Below are 17,248 nucleotides of genomic sequence, written 5' to 3'. Positions count from 1 at the left end.
GATGACAGGCTGACAAACAGGAGCATTGATCGGTAGAGGAAAATCCTTACCTTGCGCGCCGAACCGTGACAACGCGACCATCCGCGCAACATCCCCACGAAAGAAAAGATGTCCTCCGCATCCACCCCCGCCAAGCCGGAAACCGGCTTCGCCACCGCTTTTACGGCCCTTTGCCTGGGCGCGGTCGCCATGGGCATCTCTCCCATCTTCGTCCGCTTTGCGTCTGCGAGCATGGATGGAGCCCCTGCCGATGTCGGGCCTTTCGCCAGCGCGTTCTGGCGCGTGTCCCTGTGCCTGCCCCTGCTCTATGCCTGGATGCGGATGGAGGAGAGGAAAGCTCCTGCGGGCTCGCCGCGGGTTTCGTTTTCAAAGGCCACCATCCTGGCGGGCCTCGTCTTTACGGGCGACCTGCTGGTCTGGCACCTCGCCATCCTCAAGACCACGGTCGCCAATGCCACATTCTTCGCCACCATGGCCCCGCTGGTCGTGGTGCTCGTGGTGTGGCTCGTGTTGAGGCAGAAGGTATCGCGCGGCACCTTCATCGGCCTGGGCCTCTGCCTTCTGGGCGGCGCGGCCCTGATCGGCCAGAGCATGCAGGCCGATCCTGCCCGGCTTGCAGGCGATCTTTACGGTCTCGCCACGGCCTTCTTCTTCGGCCTCTACTTCATCACCGCCAGCAAGGCGCGCCAGACGGCCGGCGCGGCGCGGGTGACGTTCGAGGCCAGCCTCATCACCGCCGCCCTTCTGCTGGCGGTGACGCTCATCTTCGAAAGCCGCGTGATGCCGCAGACCTGGCAGGGGGCGGCATCGCTCTTTGCCATGTCCTATGTCAGCCATGCAGGCGGCCAGGGCCTTCTCTCCATCGCCCTGGGAAGCCTGCCGGCAGTCTTCTCCTCGCTTGTCATCTTTCTCGAGGCCGTAGCTGCGGCCGTCTTCGGCTGGGTGATTCTGGGCGAGCCGCTGACCCTGATTCAATCCATGGGCGGCGCATTGATCCTGTTGGGGATCTGGGTGGCGCGGCCCGAGGCCTGAAGACACCGAAAGAACCTCTCCAAACGAGGAGTAAAACGGCTCGCCGGCGGCTTTTAGGATCACAGGCAGATATTTTTAGCAGGCTAAATGTCTCGTCGACGCCCTTTTGGTCTTGATGCAAACAGTCTTCTGACCGACAAGGAATCGACATAGTTCTCGAAGCATTGTGCGATTTCATTCCTGACCTGTTACTGAACCGACATCCATGAAGGCCCTGAATCCCATATCGGCCCTTTGCCGGCAGCGAAGCCTTGCGCTGGTGGCGTTGCTGTTCGGCGGCTTTTTCCTTGCCGCCTCCCCTGCCCGCGCGGATCTGCGTCTGTGCAACATGACCCCGAGCCGCGTCGGCATCGCGCTCGGCTACCGCGATGCGCAGGGCTGGGTCACGGAAGGCTGGTGGAACCTGAACGCACGCGGCTGCGAGACCCTGCTGCAGGGGCAGCTCGGCGGCCGCTTCTATTACATCTATGCCATCGATTACGACCGGGGCGGTGAATGGAGCGGACGCTCCTTCATGTGCACCCGCGAGCGGGAATTCACGATCCGCGGCACGGAAGATTGCCTCGCCCGAGGCTTTGATCGCAGCGGCTTCTTCGAAGTCGATACCGGTGAACAAAAGAGCTGGACCATCCAGCTGACAGACACGAACCGTCCAGGGGGGACACAGCCATGAGACGCTCACGGCGCACAAAAATTCTCGCAACGCTCGGACCAGCTTCCGAATCCCAGGAAATGATCGAGAAGCTGTTTGAGGCGGGCGCCGACGTGTTCCGCCTGAACATGAGCCACCTCCCGCGCGAGAAGCTGAAAGAGCGCGTGGCCATGATCCGCGCGGTCGAAGCGAAGTTCAAGCGTCCCATCGCCATTCTCGCCGACCTGCAGGGCCCGAAGCTGCGCGTGGGTGCGTTCGAGGGCGACAGCACGATGCTGGAGCCTGGCCAGACCTTCACGCTCGACGCCAACACGGCGCTCGGCGGCCAGGATCGCGTGCACCTGCCTCACCCGGAAATTCTCTCCTCCCTCGAGCCCGGTCACACGGTGCTCATCGACGACGGCAAGCTGCGCCTTCGCGTGAAAAGCGTGAAGCAGGGCTCCGCCGCCACGACCGTGGAAGTCGCGGGCAAGATCTCGAACCGCAAGGGCGTGAGCCTGCCGGACACGACGATCCCCGTTGCCGCCATGACGGACAAGGACCGCTCGGACCTCGAAGCCGCTCTCGACGCGGGCGTCGACTGGATCGCGTTGTCCTTCGTGCAGCGCCCCGAGGATGTGGCCGAAGTGAAGAAGGTCGCGCGCGGACGTGCCCTCGTCATGTCGAAGCTCGAGAAGCCGCAGGCCATCACGCGCCTCGACGAGATCATGGAGATCTCCGACGCGGTCATGGTGGCGCGCGGCGATCTCGGCGTGGAAATGCCGCTCGAGAAGGTGCCCGGCATCCAGAAGCGCATCGTTCGCGCAGCCCGCCGCCTCGGCAAGCCCGTGGTGGTGGCGACCCAGATGCTCGAATCCATGATCACCTCGCCGGTGCCGACCCGCGCGGAAGTCTCCGACGTGGCGACCGCCGTCTATGACGGCGCGGATGCGGTGATGCTCTCGGCCGAAAGCGCGTCGGGCCAGTATCCCATCGACGCCGTGTCCACCATGAGCCGCATTGCGGAAGAGGTGGAGCAGGACCAGAACTACTGGTCGATCATGCGCACCCTCAACACGGAACCGGAACCGACGGGCTCCGACGCCATCGCGGCGGGCGCTCATCAGATCGCCGACACGCTCAACCTCAAGTCCATCGCGGCCTGGACGTTTTCGGGCTCCACGGCCTTCCGCATCGCCCGCGAGCGTCCGAACTCCACGGTGATCGCGCTCACGCCGAGCCAGGATACGGCCCGTCGTCTCGCGCTGGTGTGGGGCGTTCACTCGATCCGCACCAAGGATGCGAGCGACATCGACGACATGGCTTTCCGCGCCTGCAAGTTCGCCCTGCGCGAAGGCTTCTCGGATGTGGGCGATCGCATCATCATCGTCGCGGGCGTGCCTTTCGGAACGCCGGGCGCCACCAACATGGTGCGCATCGCCTTCGTCAATCAGGAGCACGCCGCTCGGGCATGAGATGCTCAGCGCATTTTCGCTCTTCACGTCATCACCGGCCTCGTGCCGGTGATTTCGTTTTAGTGAAGCGCAGAGCTGCCTATCATTGGAATGGCCGGGACAAGCCCGGCCATGACTGAGAAACGCATTGGCTCACGATGAGGCTTGCGTCGCGGGATATTCCGGACTGACGATCCGCTCCGCCAATGCCTCGATTGCAGCAAGAACCGTCTGTCCATCCGCATATTGCGGCATGTGTCCGATGCCCGGCATCATGATCAGATCCGCATCCGGCACGGCGTGCACGAAGGCGCGGCTGTGAAGATCCGTCCAGACGATTTCGTCGCGATCTCCCGCCACAACCGCAGCCGGCACACGGATCTCGCCGTAGCGCGCGCTCTGCTTCACGACGGCATCGTACATGACGGCGAAATCATGCATGTTGGCTTCATAGGCATGCGGCCTGAAAGCGAGCGGGATGAAACCCTTTCGCACGATGTCCCTAGGCGCCGGTTGCGGCCAGAAGGTCTTTCGCTTCATCCAGGGACGAAGCGCGAGAGTTACCGGCAGCGCCAGCGTGCGTATGGCGAGCCAGCCCGCCCATGATGAGATGAAGCGCCTGAACCATCCGACATAACCGCCGGGCCATGGCGTCGTGATCCCCGCAAGAACGAGAATCGCGCCCGTCACATCCCGATGATCCAGGGCGAAAAGCGGGACGATGGTTCCGGACCAGGAATGACCCACGACCACGGCATTGCGGACATCGAGTTTTCGCAATGCCTCTGCCATGAGCGCCGCCTGTCGTGCGGGCTCGGCCTCGCCAAGGCCCGGCCTGCGCTCGCTCCAGCCATGACCCGGCCTGTCGAAGGCGATGACCCGATAGCGCCGCGCCAGCTGCGCGCCGAGGCCGAGCATGGATTCCACGAGATTGGACGAAGCGCCGTGCAGGAGAACGATGGTGCCGCGCGGCGTGTCTTCAGGCCCGACATCCCGGTAATGCAGCCTGCAGCCGTCGACATCGATGAAACGGCCCGTGGGCGGATAGCGGCGCGCGATGATCCAGCCGTGAGCATAGGTGAAGACCGCACCGGCCAAGGCAAGAAGGATGAAAGCTGCCGGAAGGCCGAGGATGAGATTCATCATGAACCGTGGTTAGAGCATTTTTCGGTGAAGCGGAGCCGGTTCGCCGTCAAAAAATGCGGAGAACCAGGAAGAGCGCCAATCCCACCGATGTGGGGCCGGCTTTAGAGGTTCTGCCCGTCTACATCGGGGAGCAAGCGGTTCACGATGGTCTGGACGCTCGATTCCTGCGGGTTGATTTTCAGAACGCGCCGATAGGCTTCGAGGGCGCGGGCCTTGTCGTCGGAGGCCATGAGGATATGGCCGAGCCCGGTCCACGCGTTGAAATGGCGCGGCTCGATCTTCAGAGCCCGGCTGAGATCGGCCATGGCGCCTACCGGATCGTCGATCTGGTAGAACACCGTGGCCCGGCGATACCAGGCCTCCGCCCAGTTCGGTTGCAGGGCGAGCACGCGGTCGAGCAGCTCGATGGCGAGCGGGAAGTTTTTATCCTGGAACGCCTCGGCGGCCCGGCTGAGAAGCAGGTCTGCCGTGTCCGAGCCTGAGCGGGAAAAGCGCCGCTCGATCAGTTTGGATATGCCCTCCGCCTCCCGCTCGGACCCTGCCTTGGACAAGCGCTCGAACAGCGAATCCAGCGTGGCCGGCCTGGGCGCGGGCGGCTGCTCCTTGGGAGGAGCCTTCGGCCGAGCGTTCTCCTGCGCATTCAAGGGATGCGCGGCAAAGCTCAACATTAAGGTCAACAGGAACGCAAAAAAGCGCATGCCGGGATTCTAGGATCCCGGCATGCGCCGTCAATTCATAAAGTTGTGCGCGGCGTTGCCGCAGCGAACTTAGCCCTGACGAGCCTTGTAGCGCTTCTGGGTCTTGTTGATGATGTAGACCCGGCCCTTGCGACGAACCAGCTGGTTGTCGCGGTGACGGCCGCGGATCGACTTCAACGAGTTACGGATCTTCATATCCGGTCTCCTGCGGCCCTTCGGGAAGGCCGGAAAAAGAAAATGGTGGGCGCGGCTGGGATCGAACCAGCGACCCCTACGATGTCAACGTAGTGCTCTCCCGCTGAGCTACGCGCCCGGGAAACGGTGATGTTTGACGTCCCGCTTCGGCTGTGGGGGCGATATACCCAGAAGCGGGCATATGCGCAAGTCATGATCGGCAACCTTTTTTAGGCTGCCATCATTTTCTCGACCTCGCTCACCAGATCGCGCAGGTGGAAGGGCTTGGAAAGCACCTTCGCGTCCTTCGGAGCCTGAGAATCCGGATTGAGGGCCACAGCGGCGAAGCCGGTGATGAACATGACCTTCATGTCCGGATCGAGCTCGGTGGCCCGGCGGGCCAACTCGATACCGTCCATTTCCGGCATGACGATGTCCGTCAGGAGAAGCTCGAAGGGCTCCTCCCGCAGGCGGTTATAGGCGGAAAGGCCGTTGTCGAACGGGGCTACCTCGTAGCCTGCGTTCTCCAGCGCCTTCACCAGAAAGCGCCGCATATCATTGTCGTCTTCAGCGAGAAGAATCTTCATCGGCTGCCAAGCCCCGAATCGTGGCGAATGAATTCAAGAACCTTCATGCCGTCGGAAGGGTAAATAACCCGTGAAAGAAGGACGCAGCGCACCCACGATATTGTCATGGACAGGCAGCCCCGCTGCCTTACACTAGCAGCAAGCGTCAGTTTCTTTTCCAGAACACCTATTTTCATGCGGCCAGCCATCGTCGACGAGTTCGATCCTCCCTTTGTTCTCAGCGAGCCTCCGGCGCAGACGATTCCTTTCGTCTTCAATGCTCCCCATGCGGGCGCCGTGTACCCGGCCTCGTTCCTCGCCGCCTCGCGTCTCGACGCCGTGGCCCTGCGCCGGTCGGAGGATGCCTACGTGGACGAGCTCTTCACTTCGGTGAACGAGCTTGGCGCCCCCCTGATGGCGGCCCGGTTCCCGCGCGCCTATCTCGACCTCAACCGGGAGCCCTACGAACTCGATTCCCGCATGTTCGACGGCAGGCTCCCGCCTTTCGCCAATACCCGCTCCATGCGCGTGGCCGGCGGCCTCGGCACCATTCCGCGCATCGTCGCCGACGGACAGGAGATCTACCATTCGCGGCTGTCCGTGAACGAGGCGCTCCACCGCATCGAGTGGCTCTACAAGCCCTATCACCGGGCCCTGCGCCAGCTCCTGCGGCGCACGGTCGACATGTTCGGCCAGGCCATTCTGATCGACTGCCATTCCATGCCCTCCTCCAGCGTGAGCCGGGACGACGGGACGAAGGCGGACATCGTGCTCGGCGACCGCTATGGCACCTCCTGCCACAGCCTGCTGATCGACCTCGTGGAAGCGGCCCTGCGGGGGCGCGGCTATACGGTGGTGCGCAACAAGCCCTATGCAGGCGGCTTCATCACCGAGCATTACGGGGAGCCGGCCCTCGGGCGGCATGCGCTTCAGGTGGAGATCAACCGGGCGCTCTACATGGACGAGCGCAGCATGCAGAAGAAGCCGGGCTTTACGGTGCTGGCGGACGACCTGACCCAGGCCTTCATCCAGGTTATCGCCGACCTCGAAGGCGAATTCACGACCCGCCGCATCGCGGCGGAGTGAGCTCCGCCTGAACCATCGCCAGAAAAAGAAAAAGGCCACCGTTGCCGGCAGCCCGAAGTTTAGGGAGGAAACGCCCAAGAAGGGCTACGATGCGGCGACGCCATCGCCATATCGCACCGCAATATTGGCTTCGCGCTGCACAAAAATCAATAGAAAATTCCGGATTTGTTATGCCTTTGATGCATATCTGGCTGGATGTGAATCGATAGCCCTGAGGTAGAAGCACAGGCTCAGCAACAGCCACGCTGCCAGGGTCGCGAAGACGAGCCGGTAGCCCTCTGGTGAGTAGCCTCCGGCCTCCGAGCGGCCTACGAGGTCGATCAACATGCCCGTGACGCTCTGGGAGAGGAAGGCGCCGCCCATGGTGCCGATATTCATGAGCGTGATCCCCCTGCCCATGATTTCAGGCGGGAAGAGCGTCTTTCCGTGAGCCATGAGAACCGGCGTATAAGCGACGCAGAACCCGAATAGCCCGAACCAGATTGTTGCCGAGGTCAGGCCGAGGGGCAGGACGACGAGGCCGATGAGCAGGAGCGCCGTGGCCGATCCGGCCAGGAGCACAAGCCTTTTGTAGCTTCCCCAATATCGGTCGAGAACGCCCCAGGTGAGCAGCCCGGCGATCTGTGAGCCAGCCCCGATCAGCAGAATGTTTCCCCTGCTCTCCAGATCCGCACCGTGAACATCCGTCAGCCATGGACCGCCCCAGAGGCCGACGACGGAGGCAAAGCAGCCGTAGGTGGTCAGGTGCACGAAGAAGACCGGCCAGAAGGAGCGCACCTTGATCGCCCTCGCGACGCCCCGGAAGGCTTCGCGCAGATTCTCACGGCCTTCGGTCTTGGGCTCGTCCTTCGGCACGGCCCAGACAAGGACGAGCGCGATCACGGCCGTGAGGCCCGCCACGGCGAGGAAGGACGTACGCCAGCCCAGATAGGCGGCGGACACGGCGAGAGGGGCCGTCGCCGAGAGGGTGCCGATATTGGCCAGGCCCATATGCATGCTCGCATGGCCCGCGAACCGCACAGGCGGGAAGCGCCTCGCGAAGATGACCAGGGGCGCCATGAGAAACGTGGAGCAGCCGAGCCCCATCAGGGCGCGGGCGGCGATCAAGGCGGAAGCCGAGGGCGCGAGCGCGAAGAGGATCGTGGAGACAACGGTTAGCGCTGCGGTCACCAGCATGGTGTTTCTGGGGCCATAGCGGTCGATGGCGATGCCGACGGGAATCTGCACCGCCGCGAAAGCGAAGAAGAAGGCGCTGGACAAAAGCCCGGTCTGGGTCGCGGAGAGAGACAATTCGCGGGCAAGGTCGTTGGCGATGACCCCGATCGAATTGCGCAGGAACTGACTGATCGCATAGATCGCCGCGAGAGCGGCGATGAGGAAGACGGCTGTTTCCTGACGGGTCGGCGCCGTCTTGACCGCAGAATCCATGAGCCTCGCCCCGCTGAATCGAGATATATTGTTAATGTCTTGCCGGTTGTAGCATGCTTGATAAAAGCGAGAGAACAATGGGCATTGCAGCCCAAGGCACAGACATAACAGACATAGAGGATTTCGGGCGCATGGGGCTCATCGACTTCACGCATTTCGTCAACGAGCTCGCCACATCGTCCGGCCAAGCGATCCTGCCGTTCTTCCGCACGGCCATCGCGACGGAGGACAAGTCCCGGGGCGGCGCCTTCGACCCGGTGACCGAGGCCGACCGCGCCGCCGAGGTAGCTATCCGTCATCTCATCAAGCGCAGCTTCCCCACTCACGGCATCATCGGCGAGGAATTCGGCTCCGAGAACGAGAACGCGGATTACGTGTGGGTGCTCGACCCCATCGACGGCACCCGCGCCTTCATCTCAGGCCTTCCCACCTGGGGGACCCTGATCGGCCTCACCTACAAGGGCCGCCCGGTCTTCGGCATGATGCACCAGCCCTTCACCGGCGAGCGCTTCTTCGGCGACGGCGGCAGCGCCACCTATCGCGGCCCCGGCGGCGAGCGCAAGCTCATGACGCGCCGCTGCGCCTCGCTGAAGGATGCGGTGATCTCCACCACGAGCCCGCGCCTTTTCGCGGGAGACGATCTGCGCGCCTATGACCGGGTGGAGAGCGTGGCCCGCCTCGCCCGCTACGGCTGCGATTGCTATGCCTATTGCATGCTCGCCGCCGGTCACATCGATCTCGTCGTGGAATCGGGCCTCAAGCCCTACGACATCGCGGCCCTCGTCCCGATCATCGAGGGCGCGGGCGGCATCGTCACCACCTGGGACGGCGGATCAGCCGCTAAGGGAGGGCGCATCGTCGCTGCGGGCGACCGCCGGGTCCACGCCGCCGCCGTCGAGCTTCTCAGCCGATAGGCCGAGCGCCTCGAGATCGGGCTTCCGCTCGAAAACCGGATCGGGCGTTCCCGGGATGAAGGCGTCGAAGGCCGCCCAGAACTGCTCGCGGATCTCGTCGCGCTCCATGAGAATCTCGTGGCGCGCGCCGGGAATGACGATGGCGTGTCCTGCTTTCAGCCGGGCCGCAAAGCGTTCCGTCGCAGGCGTGGCGCAGACCGGGTCGGCGCCCGCTGCCACGATGAGCGTCGGCAGGCGGATCTTCAGCGCATAGTTCGGCGCGGTGAAGCATTTCATGAAACGGAAGGCGGCATCCATCCAGGCCACCGTCGGCGCACCGATGGCGCCCGGCCCGATGGCGGTTGCGGCGTCCGCGTTGCGGGCATAGCGCACCGGATCGCTCGTGAGGCGGTTGCCATTGAACGGCAAGGTCGAGATCGATGTTTCACCGCCCCCCGGCACGAACATCTTGCCGAGGCCCAGGAACCTCAGGAGACGGGCCAGGAAAACGGCTCCACCCGTACGCTTGACGATGGACAGCGCGATCATCGGAGTGGTGGTGACGAGACGGCGGAAAGGCAGCCAGCTCTCATAGGCCGCGTTGAGCGCGATCGCTCCACCCATGGAATGGGCGAGGGCGAAATGCGGCTCCGGCATATGGGGCATCAGGATCTGGTCGCGAACCGCTTCCAGGTCATGCCGGTAATCGGCGAAGCGGCGGACATGCCCCTTGCGCGGGTTCTTCACCTGCCGTCCCGAGAGCCCCTGCCCGCGCCAGTCGAAGGTCACCACGGCAAAGCCACGCTTCAGGAGGTCGCCGATTGTCTCGAAATACTTCTCGATGAACTCCGCGCGGCCATGCAGCACGCAGACCGTGCCCTTCGGCTGGTCGGTCTCGGGCATCCAGTAGGCGACGCGCAGGGCGATGCCGTCAGCGGTGGTGATGCTGGTGAGCACAGGCTCGCCAGGCACGGGATTATCGGGGGTCGGGAAGAATTCCACGGCAGATCTCACGAGGGGCTACTGCCTTCTATATAGGGCGCTTTTGCCGCCGAGGGCGAGCCTCTTGAACGCAAACATGTCCCTCCCCACATCCAAGCTGTGGCGGCCAATTGGCGTCACGCTTTAGGGGCCCAGCCTTTGAAAGGTGGGTCCTTCTGAAAACTGCATGTTGCTTCTAAGGAGAATATGCCATGCGTCAGTTCGATCTTGCTCCGCTGTACCGCAACACGGTCGGCTTCGACCGCCTGTTCTCGATGCTCGACCAGATGGTCGGCGTCGACGCGGCCCCGAGCTATCCGCCCTACAATATTGAGCGCACCGGCGAGAATGCCTATCGCATCTCGGTCGCGGTCGCCGGCTTTACCGACAAGGACCTCACCATCGAGGTGAAGGAGAACACCCTCTCCGTGCGCGGCGAGAAGAAGCCCAATGACGAGCGCAAGGCTGAAGTGCTCCATCAGGGCATTGCGGCCCGCAGCTTCGACCGGCGCTTCCAGCTGGCCGACGGCGTGCAGGTGACGGGTGCCAGCCTCGAGAACGGTCTGCTCCACCTCGATCTCGTCCGCGAGACCCCCGAGGCCAAGAAGCCGAAGCTCATCCCGATTTCCGCCAACGGCACTCAGGCCATCGAGGCCCAGCGGGCTGCCTAAAGCCTGCGGCACGGCCCTGAAATAAAAAGAGCGCCCCGGTTCGTCCGGGGCGCTTTCTTGTTTTTGAAACCTGGTCCTTGATATCCCGCCGGGGCTGGAGGTGAACCCCGTTGGTAAGGTCTCGTGGGGTCACACATCGCCGGAGAATGCGGCGGGGATAGGGCAAAGGGCGGTTTATTCCGCCGCCTGTCGGGATCCCGCGGAGCGTGCGATGTCGAGCACCCTGCGGACATCCTCTTCCTGCGTCGCGAATGAGAGCACGAGACGGATCAGCGCCTCGCCCTGCCCTACCTTCTCGCCCTCCGGCAGGCTCAGTTCCGTCCAGGGGTGGTAGAGCACGCCCGCATCCCGGAGCGCCTTGTCCATGGCGGCCGGAACGATCGGGAACACCTCGTTGGCCTGGGTCTCCCAGGCAAGACGCACGCCGGGAAGCTGGATGAGCCCGTCCGAGAGCATCTTCGCCAGCCGGTTGGCGTGGCGGGCATTGGCGTACCAGTGGTCGCCCTCGAAATAGCCCTCGAACTGCGCCGAGATCAGGCGGCCCTTGGAGATGATCTGCCCGGCGCGCTTCGACCGGTAATCCAGCCCCTCGGCCAGATCCTTGTTGAACACCACGATGGCTTCGGCCATCAGGCAGCCGTTCTTGGTGCCGCCGAAGGACAGGATGTCGACGCCCTGCTTCCAGGTCATCTCGGCAGGGGTGCAGCCCAGGGACACGAGCGCATTGGCAAAGCGCGCGCCATCCATATGGAAGACGAGGCCATGCCCGCGGCAGACCTCTCCCAGAGCCTTGAGCTCGGAGAGGCCGTAGACGAGGCCGCATTCCGAAACCTGCGAGATCGACAGCGCCTTGGGCGGCATCTGCTTCACGGCTTTCGGCAGCCCCTTGAGATAAGCCGAGACGCTCTCGGCGGTGAGCTTGGCGCCGACTCCCGGCAGCCCTGCGAGCTTTGCCCCGTGCATGAAGAATTCTGGCGCGCCGCATTCATCGTCGATCACATGCGCCTCGCGATGGCAGACGCAGAGGCCGTAGGGCGGCACGGCGGCGGAGAGCGCCAACGCATTGGCGGCCGTGCCGGTGGTCACGAAGAACACCGAAACCTCCCGCTCGAAGATCTCGTTGAAGCGCGCCTTCACCCGCTTGGTGATCTCGTCGCCCCCATAGGCTGCCATTGCCCCGGCATTGGCCCCCGACAGGGCCTGCAGAACCTGAGGGCTGGCGCCCACGATGTTGTCGCTCGCGAAATTCATCGGTCTCTCCTTGAAGGGGCCACCCTCCCCATGGCGGCCGACATGTCAAGATCATTGACCCTTCGGCTTAGACTTTCGTTTCAGCTTTCCAAAAATTGCTTTTGTTACATTCCACGTCGGCGCGTTGTAACTTTTGTCTAAAATTTTTCCAAAACCTCTTGTGCGGTGCCATGAACTCTGGCACCTTGCCTTCATTAGGACAGTGATGCTGTCCCTTTTGGGGTGTCCGCACCCCTTCGCCCCGAGGTTTTCTTGATGCTTCGTCAAATGCGAACGACGCGAGATACCGAAAAACCTGCCCGCAAAACGTGGGCGGGACGGGCAACTGTGGGCTGAATGCCAGCCTGGGATGCCCGCGAGGTGCGGGCTCCCTCTCCGGAACCCGAGCCTCGCAAGACGCAAGAAGCGGCGGGCATCCGGACGATCCAACCATCCGACGGGCCCGAAAGCCGCCTCAAAGAACCTGAAGACGTGTTCGGATGTAAGGATCTGCCATGAGCAACGTGCCACCAAAGAGCCTGGAAATCGAAGTGCCAAGCCGCACGGCCACGACGGCGGATAAAGCCAAATTCGTGCGCGATCCGGGCCTGCCCTCTCCCCAAGGCCTCTATCATCCGAACAACGAGCAGGATTCCTGCGGTGTCGGCTTCATCGCCGACATGAAGAACCGCAAGTCCCACGACATCGTCGAGCAGGGCCTGTCGATCCTGCACAACCTCGACCATCGCGGCGCGGTGGGCGCGGACCCGAAAATGGGCGACGGTTGCGGCATCCTGGTCCAGGTTCCGCACAAGTTCTTCGCCGCCGAGTGCGCCAAGGTCGGCATCTGGCTGCCCGATGAAGGGCAATACGGCGTCGGCCATCTGTTCATGCCGAGGAACCCGGAGGGCTTCAAGCTCGTCGAGGAAATCGTCACGAAGGCGATCACGGACGAGGGCCTGCAGGTTCTCGGATGGCGCGAAGTGCCTGTCGACTCGAGCGATCTCGGCGAGAGCGTGAAGGCCACCGAGCCCCTGCACCGCCAGATCTTCATCGGCAAGGGCAAGAGTCTTACCAAAACCTCAGGGATGGACGATCAGGAGACGTTCGAGCGTCGCCTGTTCCTTGCCCGCAAGGTCATCTCCAACGCCGTCTACGACATGAAGGACGAGCGCACCGCGGGCTATTACCCGGTGAGCCTCTCCTCCCGCACCATCGTCTATAAGGGCATGGTTCTGGTCACGCAGCTGCGCGACTATTACCTCGACCTGCAGGACCCGCGTTTCGAGAGCGCCATCGCCCTCGTGCACCAGCGCTTCGCCACCAACACTTTCCCCACATGGCAGCTCGCGCATCCCTACCGCATGGTCGCGCATAACGGCGAGATCAACACGCTGCGCGGCAACGTGAACTGGATGGCGGCGCGTCAGGCTTCCGTCGATTCCGAACTCTTCGGCAACGACATCTCGAAGCTCTGGCCGATCTCCTATGAGGGCCAGTCCGACACAGCCTGCTTCGACAATGCGCTCGAATTCCTGGTGCGCGGCGGCTACTCGCTGTCGCACGCCATGATGATGCTGATCCCGGAAGCCTGGGCCGGCAACCCGCTCATGAACGACAACCGCCGCGCGTTCTACGAATATCATGCCGCGCTCATGGAGCCGTGGGACGGCCCCGCCGCCGTGTGCTTCACAGACGGCAAGCAGATCGGCGCGACGCTCGACCGCAACGGCCTGCGCCCCGCGCGCTATCTCGTCACCGATGACGGCCTCGTGGTGCTCGCCTCCGAGATGGGCGTTCTACCGATCCCGGAAGAGAAGATCGTCGAGAAGTGGCGCCTGCAGCCGGGCAAGATGCTGCTCATCGATCTGGAGGAAGGCCGCATCGTCTCCGACGACGAGATCAAGCAGCAGCTTTCCAATGCGCATCCCTACAAGGAATGGCTGAAGCGCACGCAGATCGTGCTCGAGGACCTGAAGCCCGTTCAGGCGCGTGAATCGCGCACGGACGTATCGCTGCTGGATCGCCAGCAGGCCTTCGGCTACACCAGCGAGGACCTCAAGCTGCTCATGCAGCCCATGGCCGTCACCGGCCAGGAGGCCGTCGGCTCCATGGGATCGGACACGCCGATCTCCGCGCTCTCCGACAAGCCGAAGCTGCTCTACACTTATTTCAAGCAGAACTTCGCGCAGGTGACGAACCCGCCGATCGATCCGATCCGCGAAGAGCTCGTCATGAGCCTTGTCTCGTTCATCGGCCCGCGCCCGAACATTCTCGATCTCGAAGGCACGTCGCGCCGCAAGCGGCTCGAGGTGCGCCAGCCTATTCTCACCAATGAGGATCTGGAGAAGATCCGCTGCATCGGCCATTTCGAGGATCGCTTCGATACGAAGACCCTCGACATCACCTATGATGCGGAGCTCGGCGCCTCCGCCCTCGACGGCGCGCTCGACCGCCTTTGCGACCGCGCGGAGGCAGCGGTTCACGGCGGCTACAACATCATCATTCTCACCGACCGCATGGTGGGGCCGGACCGCATTCCGATCCCGGCGCTTCTCGCCACCGCTGCCGTTCACAACTACCTGATCCGCAAGGGCCTGCGCACCTCGGTCGGCCTCGTGGTCGAATCCGGCGAGCCGCGTGAGATCCATCACTTCGCCTGCCTTGCAGGCTACGGCGCGGAAGCGATCAACCCGTATCTCGCCTTCGAGACCATCGAGGCGATGCACGAAGCCGGCGAGCTGCCTGCGGAGGTGGACGCGGATGAGGCGGTGAAGCGCTACATCAAGTCCATCGGCAAGGGCCTGCTCAAGGTGATGTCCAAGATGGGCATCTCCACCTATCAATCTTATTGCGGCGCGCAGATCTTCGATGCGGTCGGCCTGAAGTCCGACTTCGTGGCGCGCGACTTCTTCGGCACGGCGACCTCCATCGAGGGCATCGGCATGGACGAGGTGGCGGAGGAGAACGTCCGCCGTCACCGCGACGCCTTCGGCGACGCGCCGATCTACCGCAACGCGCTCGACGTGGGCGGTGAGTACGCCTATCGCCAGCGCGGCGAGGTGCATGCCTGGAACCCGGACACGGTGGCAACCCTCCAGCATGCCGTCCGCCTCAACGCGCAGGACCGCTACCGCGAATATGCGCGCCTCGTGAACGAGCAGGACAGCGAACTGAAGACCATCCGCGGCCTCTTCCGCATCAAGAAGGCGGACGAGAACGGCCGCACTCCCGTTCCCCTGGGCGAGGTCGAATCCGCGCAGGAGATCGTGAAGCGCTTCTCCACGGGCGCCATGTCCTACGGATCGATTTCGAAGGAAGCGCACGAGACGCTGGCGCTCGCCATGAACGCCATCGGCGGCAAGTCGAACACCGGCGAAGGCGGCGAGGAGCCGGAGCGCTTCCGTCCGCTCTCCGACGGGCGCTCCAAGCGTTCCGCCATCAAGCAGGTGGCCTCGGGCCGCTTCGGCGTGACGACGGAATATCTCGTCAATGCGGACATGATGCAGATCAAGGTCGCGCAGGGCGCGAAGCCCGGCGAGGGCGGACAGCTTCCTGGCCACAAGGTCGATGCCAAGATCGCCCGCGTGCGTCACTCCACTCCCGGCGTGGGCCTCATCTCCCCGCCCCCGCATCACGACATCTATTCGATCGAGGACCTCGCGCAGCTGATCTTCGACCTGAAGAACGTGAATCCTTCTGCCGACGTCTCCGTGAAGCTCGTGGCAGAAGTCGGCGTCGGCACCGTTGCGGCAGGCGTCGCCAAGGCGCGCGCCGATCACATCACGATCTCGGGCTTCGAGGGCGGCACGGGCGCCTCTCCCCTCACTTCGCTTAAGCATGCGGGCTCGCCGTGGGAAATCGGCCTCGCCGAGACGCAGCAGACGCTGGTGCTCAACCGCCTGCGCGGCCGCGTGGCGTTGCAGGCCGACGGTGGCCTTCGCACCGGCCGCGACGTGGTCATCGCCGCGCTGCTCGGCGCCGATGAATTCGGCTTCTCGACCGCGCCGCTGATCGCGGCGGGCTGCATCATGATGCGCAAGTGTCACCTGAACACCTGCCCCGTCGGCGTCGCCACGCAGGATCCGGTTCTGCGCAAGCGCTTCAAGGGCCTGCCCGAGCACGTCATCAACTACTTCTTCTTCGTCGCCGAGGAAGTGCGCGAGATGATGGCGGAGATGGGCTTCCGCACCATCGACGAGATGATCGGCCAGTCGGACCTCCTCGACAAGAACGCCGCCATCGATCACTGGAAGGCGAAGGGCCTCGATTTCACGAAGCTCTTCCACAAGCCGGACGTGCCTGCGAATGTCGCGATCCGTCACCAGGAGCGTCAGGAGCACCCCATCGCGAAAGTGCTCGACCGCGAGCTCATCGCGCAGGCCGCTCCTGCTCTCGAAAAGGGCGAGGCCGTCACCATCGAGGCGACGATCCGCAGCTCCGACCGCTCGGCGGGCGCGATGCTCTCCGGCGAAGTCGCCAAGCGATACGGCCATGAAGGCCTGCCCGACGACACGATCAAGGTGAAGCTGAAGGGCACAGCGGGCCAGAGCTTCGGAGCATGGCTCGCAGCCGGCGTCACCGTAGAGCTGGAGGGCGTGGCCAACGACTATGTCGGCAAGGGCCTGTCCGGCGGCAAGCTCATCATCAAGCCGTCGCCGGATACGCGTGCCGTGCCCGAGCGTTCGATCATCGTCGGCAACACGGTGATGTACGGCGCGATCTCCGGCGAGGCCTATTTCCGTGGCGTGGCGGGCGAGCGTTTCGCCGTGCGCAATTCCGGCGCCATCGCGGTGGTGGAAGGCACGGGCGATCACGGCTGCGAATACATGACCGGCGGCCTCGTGGTGGTGCTTGGTCAGACCGGCCGCAACTTCGCGGCGGGCATGTCGGGCGGCATCGCCTATGTGCTCGACGAGGATGGCACGTTCTCGAAGCGCTGCAACCTCTCCATGGTCGATCTCGAACCCGTCGAGGAGGAGGAGGATCTCATGCGCCGCCTCCACCATCACGGCGGCGATCTGGAGACCAAGGGCCGCATCGACATCATGGCCAACATGTCCGGCCCCGATGAGGAGCGCCTGATGCAGCTCATCACCAATCACCACACCTATACGGGCTCGGCCCGCGCGAAGGAGATCCTCGACAACTGGGCGACCTTCCGCACCAAGTTCGTGAAGGTGATGCCAGTCGAATATCGCCGCGCGCTCCAGGAGATGGATCGTCTCCGGAACCTGCAGGCGGCGGAATAAGGATTA

14 protein-coding genes and 1 tRNA gene are annotated in these 17,248 nt (G+C 63.6%); 7 read left to right on the top strand and 8 right to left on the bottom strand.

Annotated elements, in window-relative coordinates; all coding sequences use genetic code 11:
* Positions 1–108 precede the first annotated feature (108 nt).
* From BLP10_RS17465 to pyk, 3 genes are all read left to right on the top strand, one after another.
* Positions 109–1,032, top strand: coding sequence for a DMT family transporter (locus tag BLP10_RS17465; RefSeq protein WP_091137453.1), 924 nt, complete (start codon positions 109–111; stop codon positions 1,030–1,032).
* Between the two features lie 205 nt (positions 1,033–1,237).
* Positions 1,238–1,705 carry a DUF1036 domain-containing protein gene (locus BLP10_RS17460; protein ID WP_091137451.1) on the top strand — a complete coding sequence of 156 codons (468 nt, stop codon included), beginning with the start codon at positions 1,238–1,240 and terminating at the stop codon, positions 1,703–1,705.
* Entirely contained in the window at positions 1,702–3,138 is a 1,437-nt protein-coding gene (pyk, locus tag BLP10_RS17455) for a pyruvate kinase (protein WP_091137449.1), read from the top strand. The genes BLP10_RS17460 and pyk overlap by 4 nt, the downstream gene beginning before the upstream one ends.
* 132 nt (positions 3,139–3,270) lie before the next feature.
* Here pyk and BLP10_RS17450 read toward each other — a convergent pair whose 3' ends face one another.
* From BLP10_RS17450 to cpdR, 5 genes are all read right to left on the bottom strand, one after another.
* Positions 3,271–4,263: an alpha/beta fold hydrolase gene (locus BLP10_RS17450; RefSeq protein ID WP_091137447.1), complete on the bottom strand. Its 993-nt coding sequence runs from the start codon at positions 4,261–4,263 to the stop codon at positions 3,271–3,273.
* A 101-nt stretch (positions 4,264–4,364) separates the two neighbouring features.
* Positions 4,365–4,961: a tetratricopeptide repeat protein gene (locus tag BLP10_RS17445; RefSeq protein WP_091137445.1), complete on the bottom strand. Its 597-nt coding sequence runs from the start codon at positions 4,959–4,961 to the stop codon at positions 4,365–4,367.
* Between the two features lie 69 nt (positions 4,962–5,030).
* The gene (gene ykgO, locus BLP10_RS17440; protein WP_009763379.1) at positions 5,031–5,156 is read right to left on the bottom strand and encodes a type B 50S ribosomal protein L36; all 126 of its coding nucleotides are present in this window, start codon (positions 5,154–5,156) and stop codon (positions 5,031–5,033) included.
* Positions 5,157–5,199: 43 nt separating this feature from the next.
* Positions 5,200–5,274, bottom strand: a tRNA-Val gene (locus BLP10_RS17435).
* A gap of 91 nt (positions 5,275–5,365) precedes the next feature.
* Positions 5,366–5,722, bottom strand: a complete 357-nt coding sequence (gene cpdR, locus BLP10_RS17430; protein ID WP_091137443.1) for a cell cycle two-component system response regulator CpdR — start codon at positions 5,720–5,722, stop codon at positions 5,366–5,368.
* Between the two features lie 174 nt (positions 5,723–5,896).
* On the opposite strand from cpdR, the gene BLP10_RS17425 reads away from it, so the two are divergent.
* Complete coding sequence (locus BLP10_RS17425) at positions 5,897–6,787, top strand: N-formylglutamate amidohydrolase (RefSeq protein WP_091137440.1); 891 nt, start codon at positions 5,897–5,899, stop codon at positions 6,785–6,787.
* Positions 6,788–6,955: 168 nt separating this feature from the next.
* Here BLP10_RS17425 and BLP10_RS17420 read toward each other — a convergent pair whose 3' ends face one another.
* A complete protein-coding gene (locus tag BLP10_RS17420) occupies positions 6,956–8,215 on the bottom strand; it encodes an MFS transporter (RefSeq protein ID WP_091137438.1) in 1,260 nt (419 codons plus the stop codon).
* Between the two features lie 131 nt (positions 8,216–8,346).
* Between BLP10_RS17420 and hisN the strand changes: the two genes are divergently transcribed.
* Positions 8,347–9,129: a histidinol-phosphatase gene (hisN, locus tag BLP10_RS17415; RefSeq protein ID WP_091137639.1), complete on the top strand. Its 783-nt coding sequence runs from the start codon at positions 8,347–8,349 to the stop codon at positions 9,127–9,129.
* Here hisN and BLP10_RS17410 read toward each other — a convergent pair.
* Positions 9,049–10,110 carry an alpha/beta fold hydrolase gene (locus BLP10_RS17410; protein ID WP_091137435.1) on the bottom strand — a complete coding sequence of 354 codons (1,062 nt, stop codon included), beginning with the start codon at positions 10,108–10,110 and terminating at the stop codon, positions 9,049–9,051. The genes hisN and BLP10_RS17410 overlap by 81 nt on opposite strands.
* Before the next feature lie 191 nt (positions 10,111–10,301).
* Here BLP10_RS17410 and BLP10_RS17405 point away from each other — a divergent pair, with 191 nt between their 5' ends.
* The gene (locus BLP10_RS17405) at positions 10,302–10,760 is read left to right on the top strand and encodes an Hsp20 family protein (RefSeq protein WP_091137432.1); all 459 of its coding nucleotides are present in this window, start codon (positions 10,302–10,304) and stop codon (positions 10,758–10,760) included.
* A gap of 174 nt (positions 10,761–10,934) precedes the next feature.
* Here BLP10_RS17405 and BLP10_RS17400 read toward each other — a convergent pair whose 3' ends face one another.
* Positions 10,935–12,011: a threonine aldolase family protein gene (locus BLP10_RS17400; protein ID WP_091137429.1), complete on the bottom strand. Its 1,077-nt coding sequence runs from the start codon at positions 12,009–12,011 to the stop codon at positions 10,935–10,937.
* 494 nt (positions 12,012–12,505) lie between these two features.
* On the opposite strand from BLP10_RS17400, the gene gltB reads away from it, so the two are divergent.
* Positions 12,506–17,242, top strand: coding sequence for a glutamate synthase large subunit (gene gltB, locus BLP10_RS17395; RefSeq protein WP_091137427.1), 4,737 nt, complete (start codon positions 12,506–12,508; stop codon positions 17,240–17,242).
* The last annotated feature ends 6 nt before the right edge of the window (positions 17,243–17,248 follow it).

The sequence above is a fragment of the Microvirga guangxiensis genome (assembly GCF_900102135.1).
Taxonomy (GTDB): domain Bacteria; phylum Pseudomonadota; class Alphaproteobacteria; order Rhizobiales; family Beijerinckiaceae; genus Microvirga; species Microvirga guangxiensis.
The sequence above is the reverse complement of the archived record's forward strand: the minus strand, read 5'-3'. Positions and strand labels throughout refer to the sequence as shown.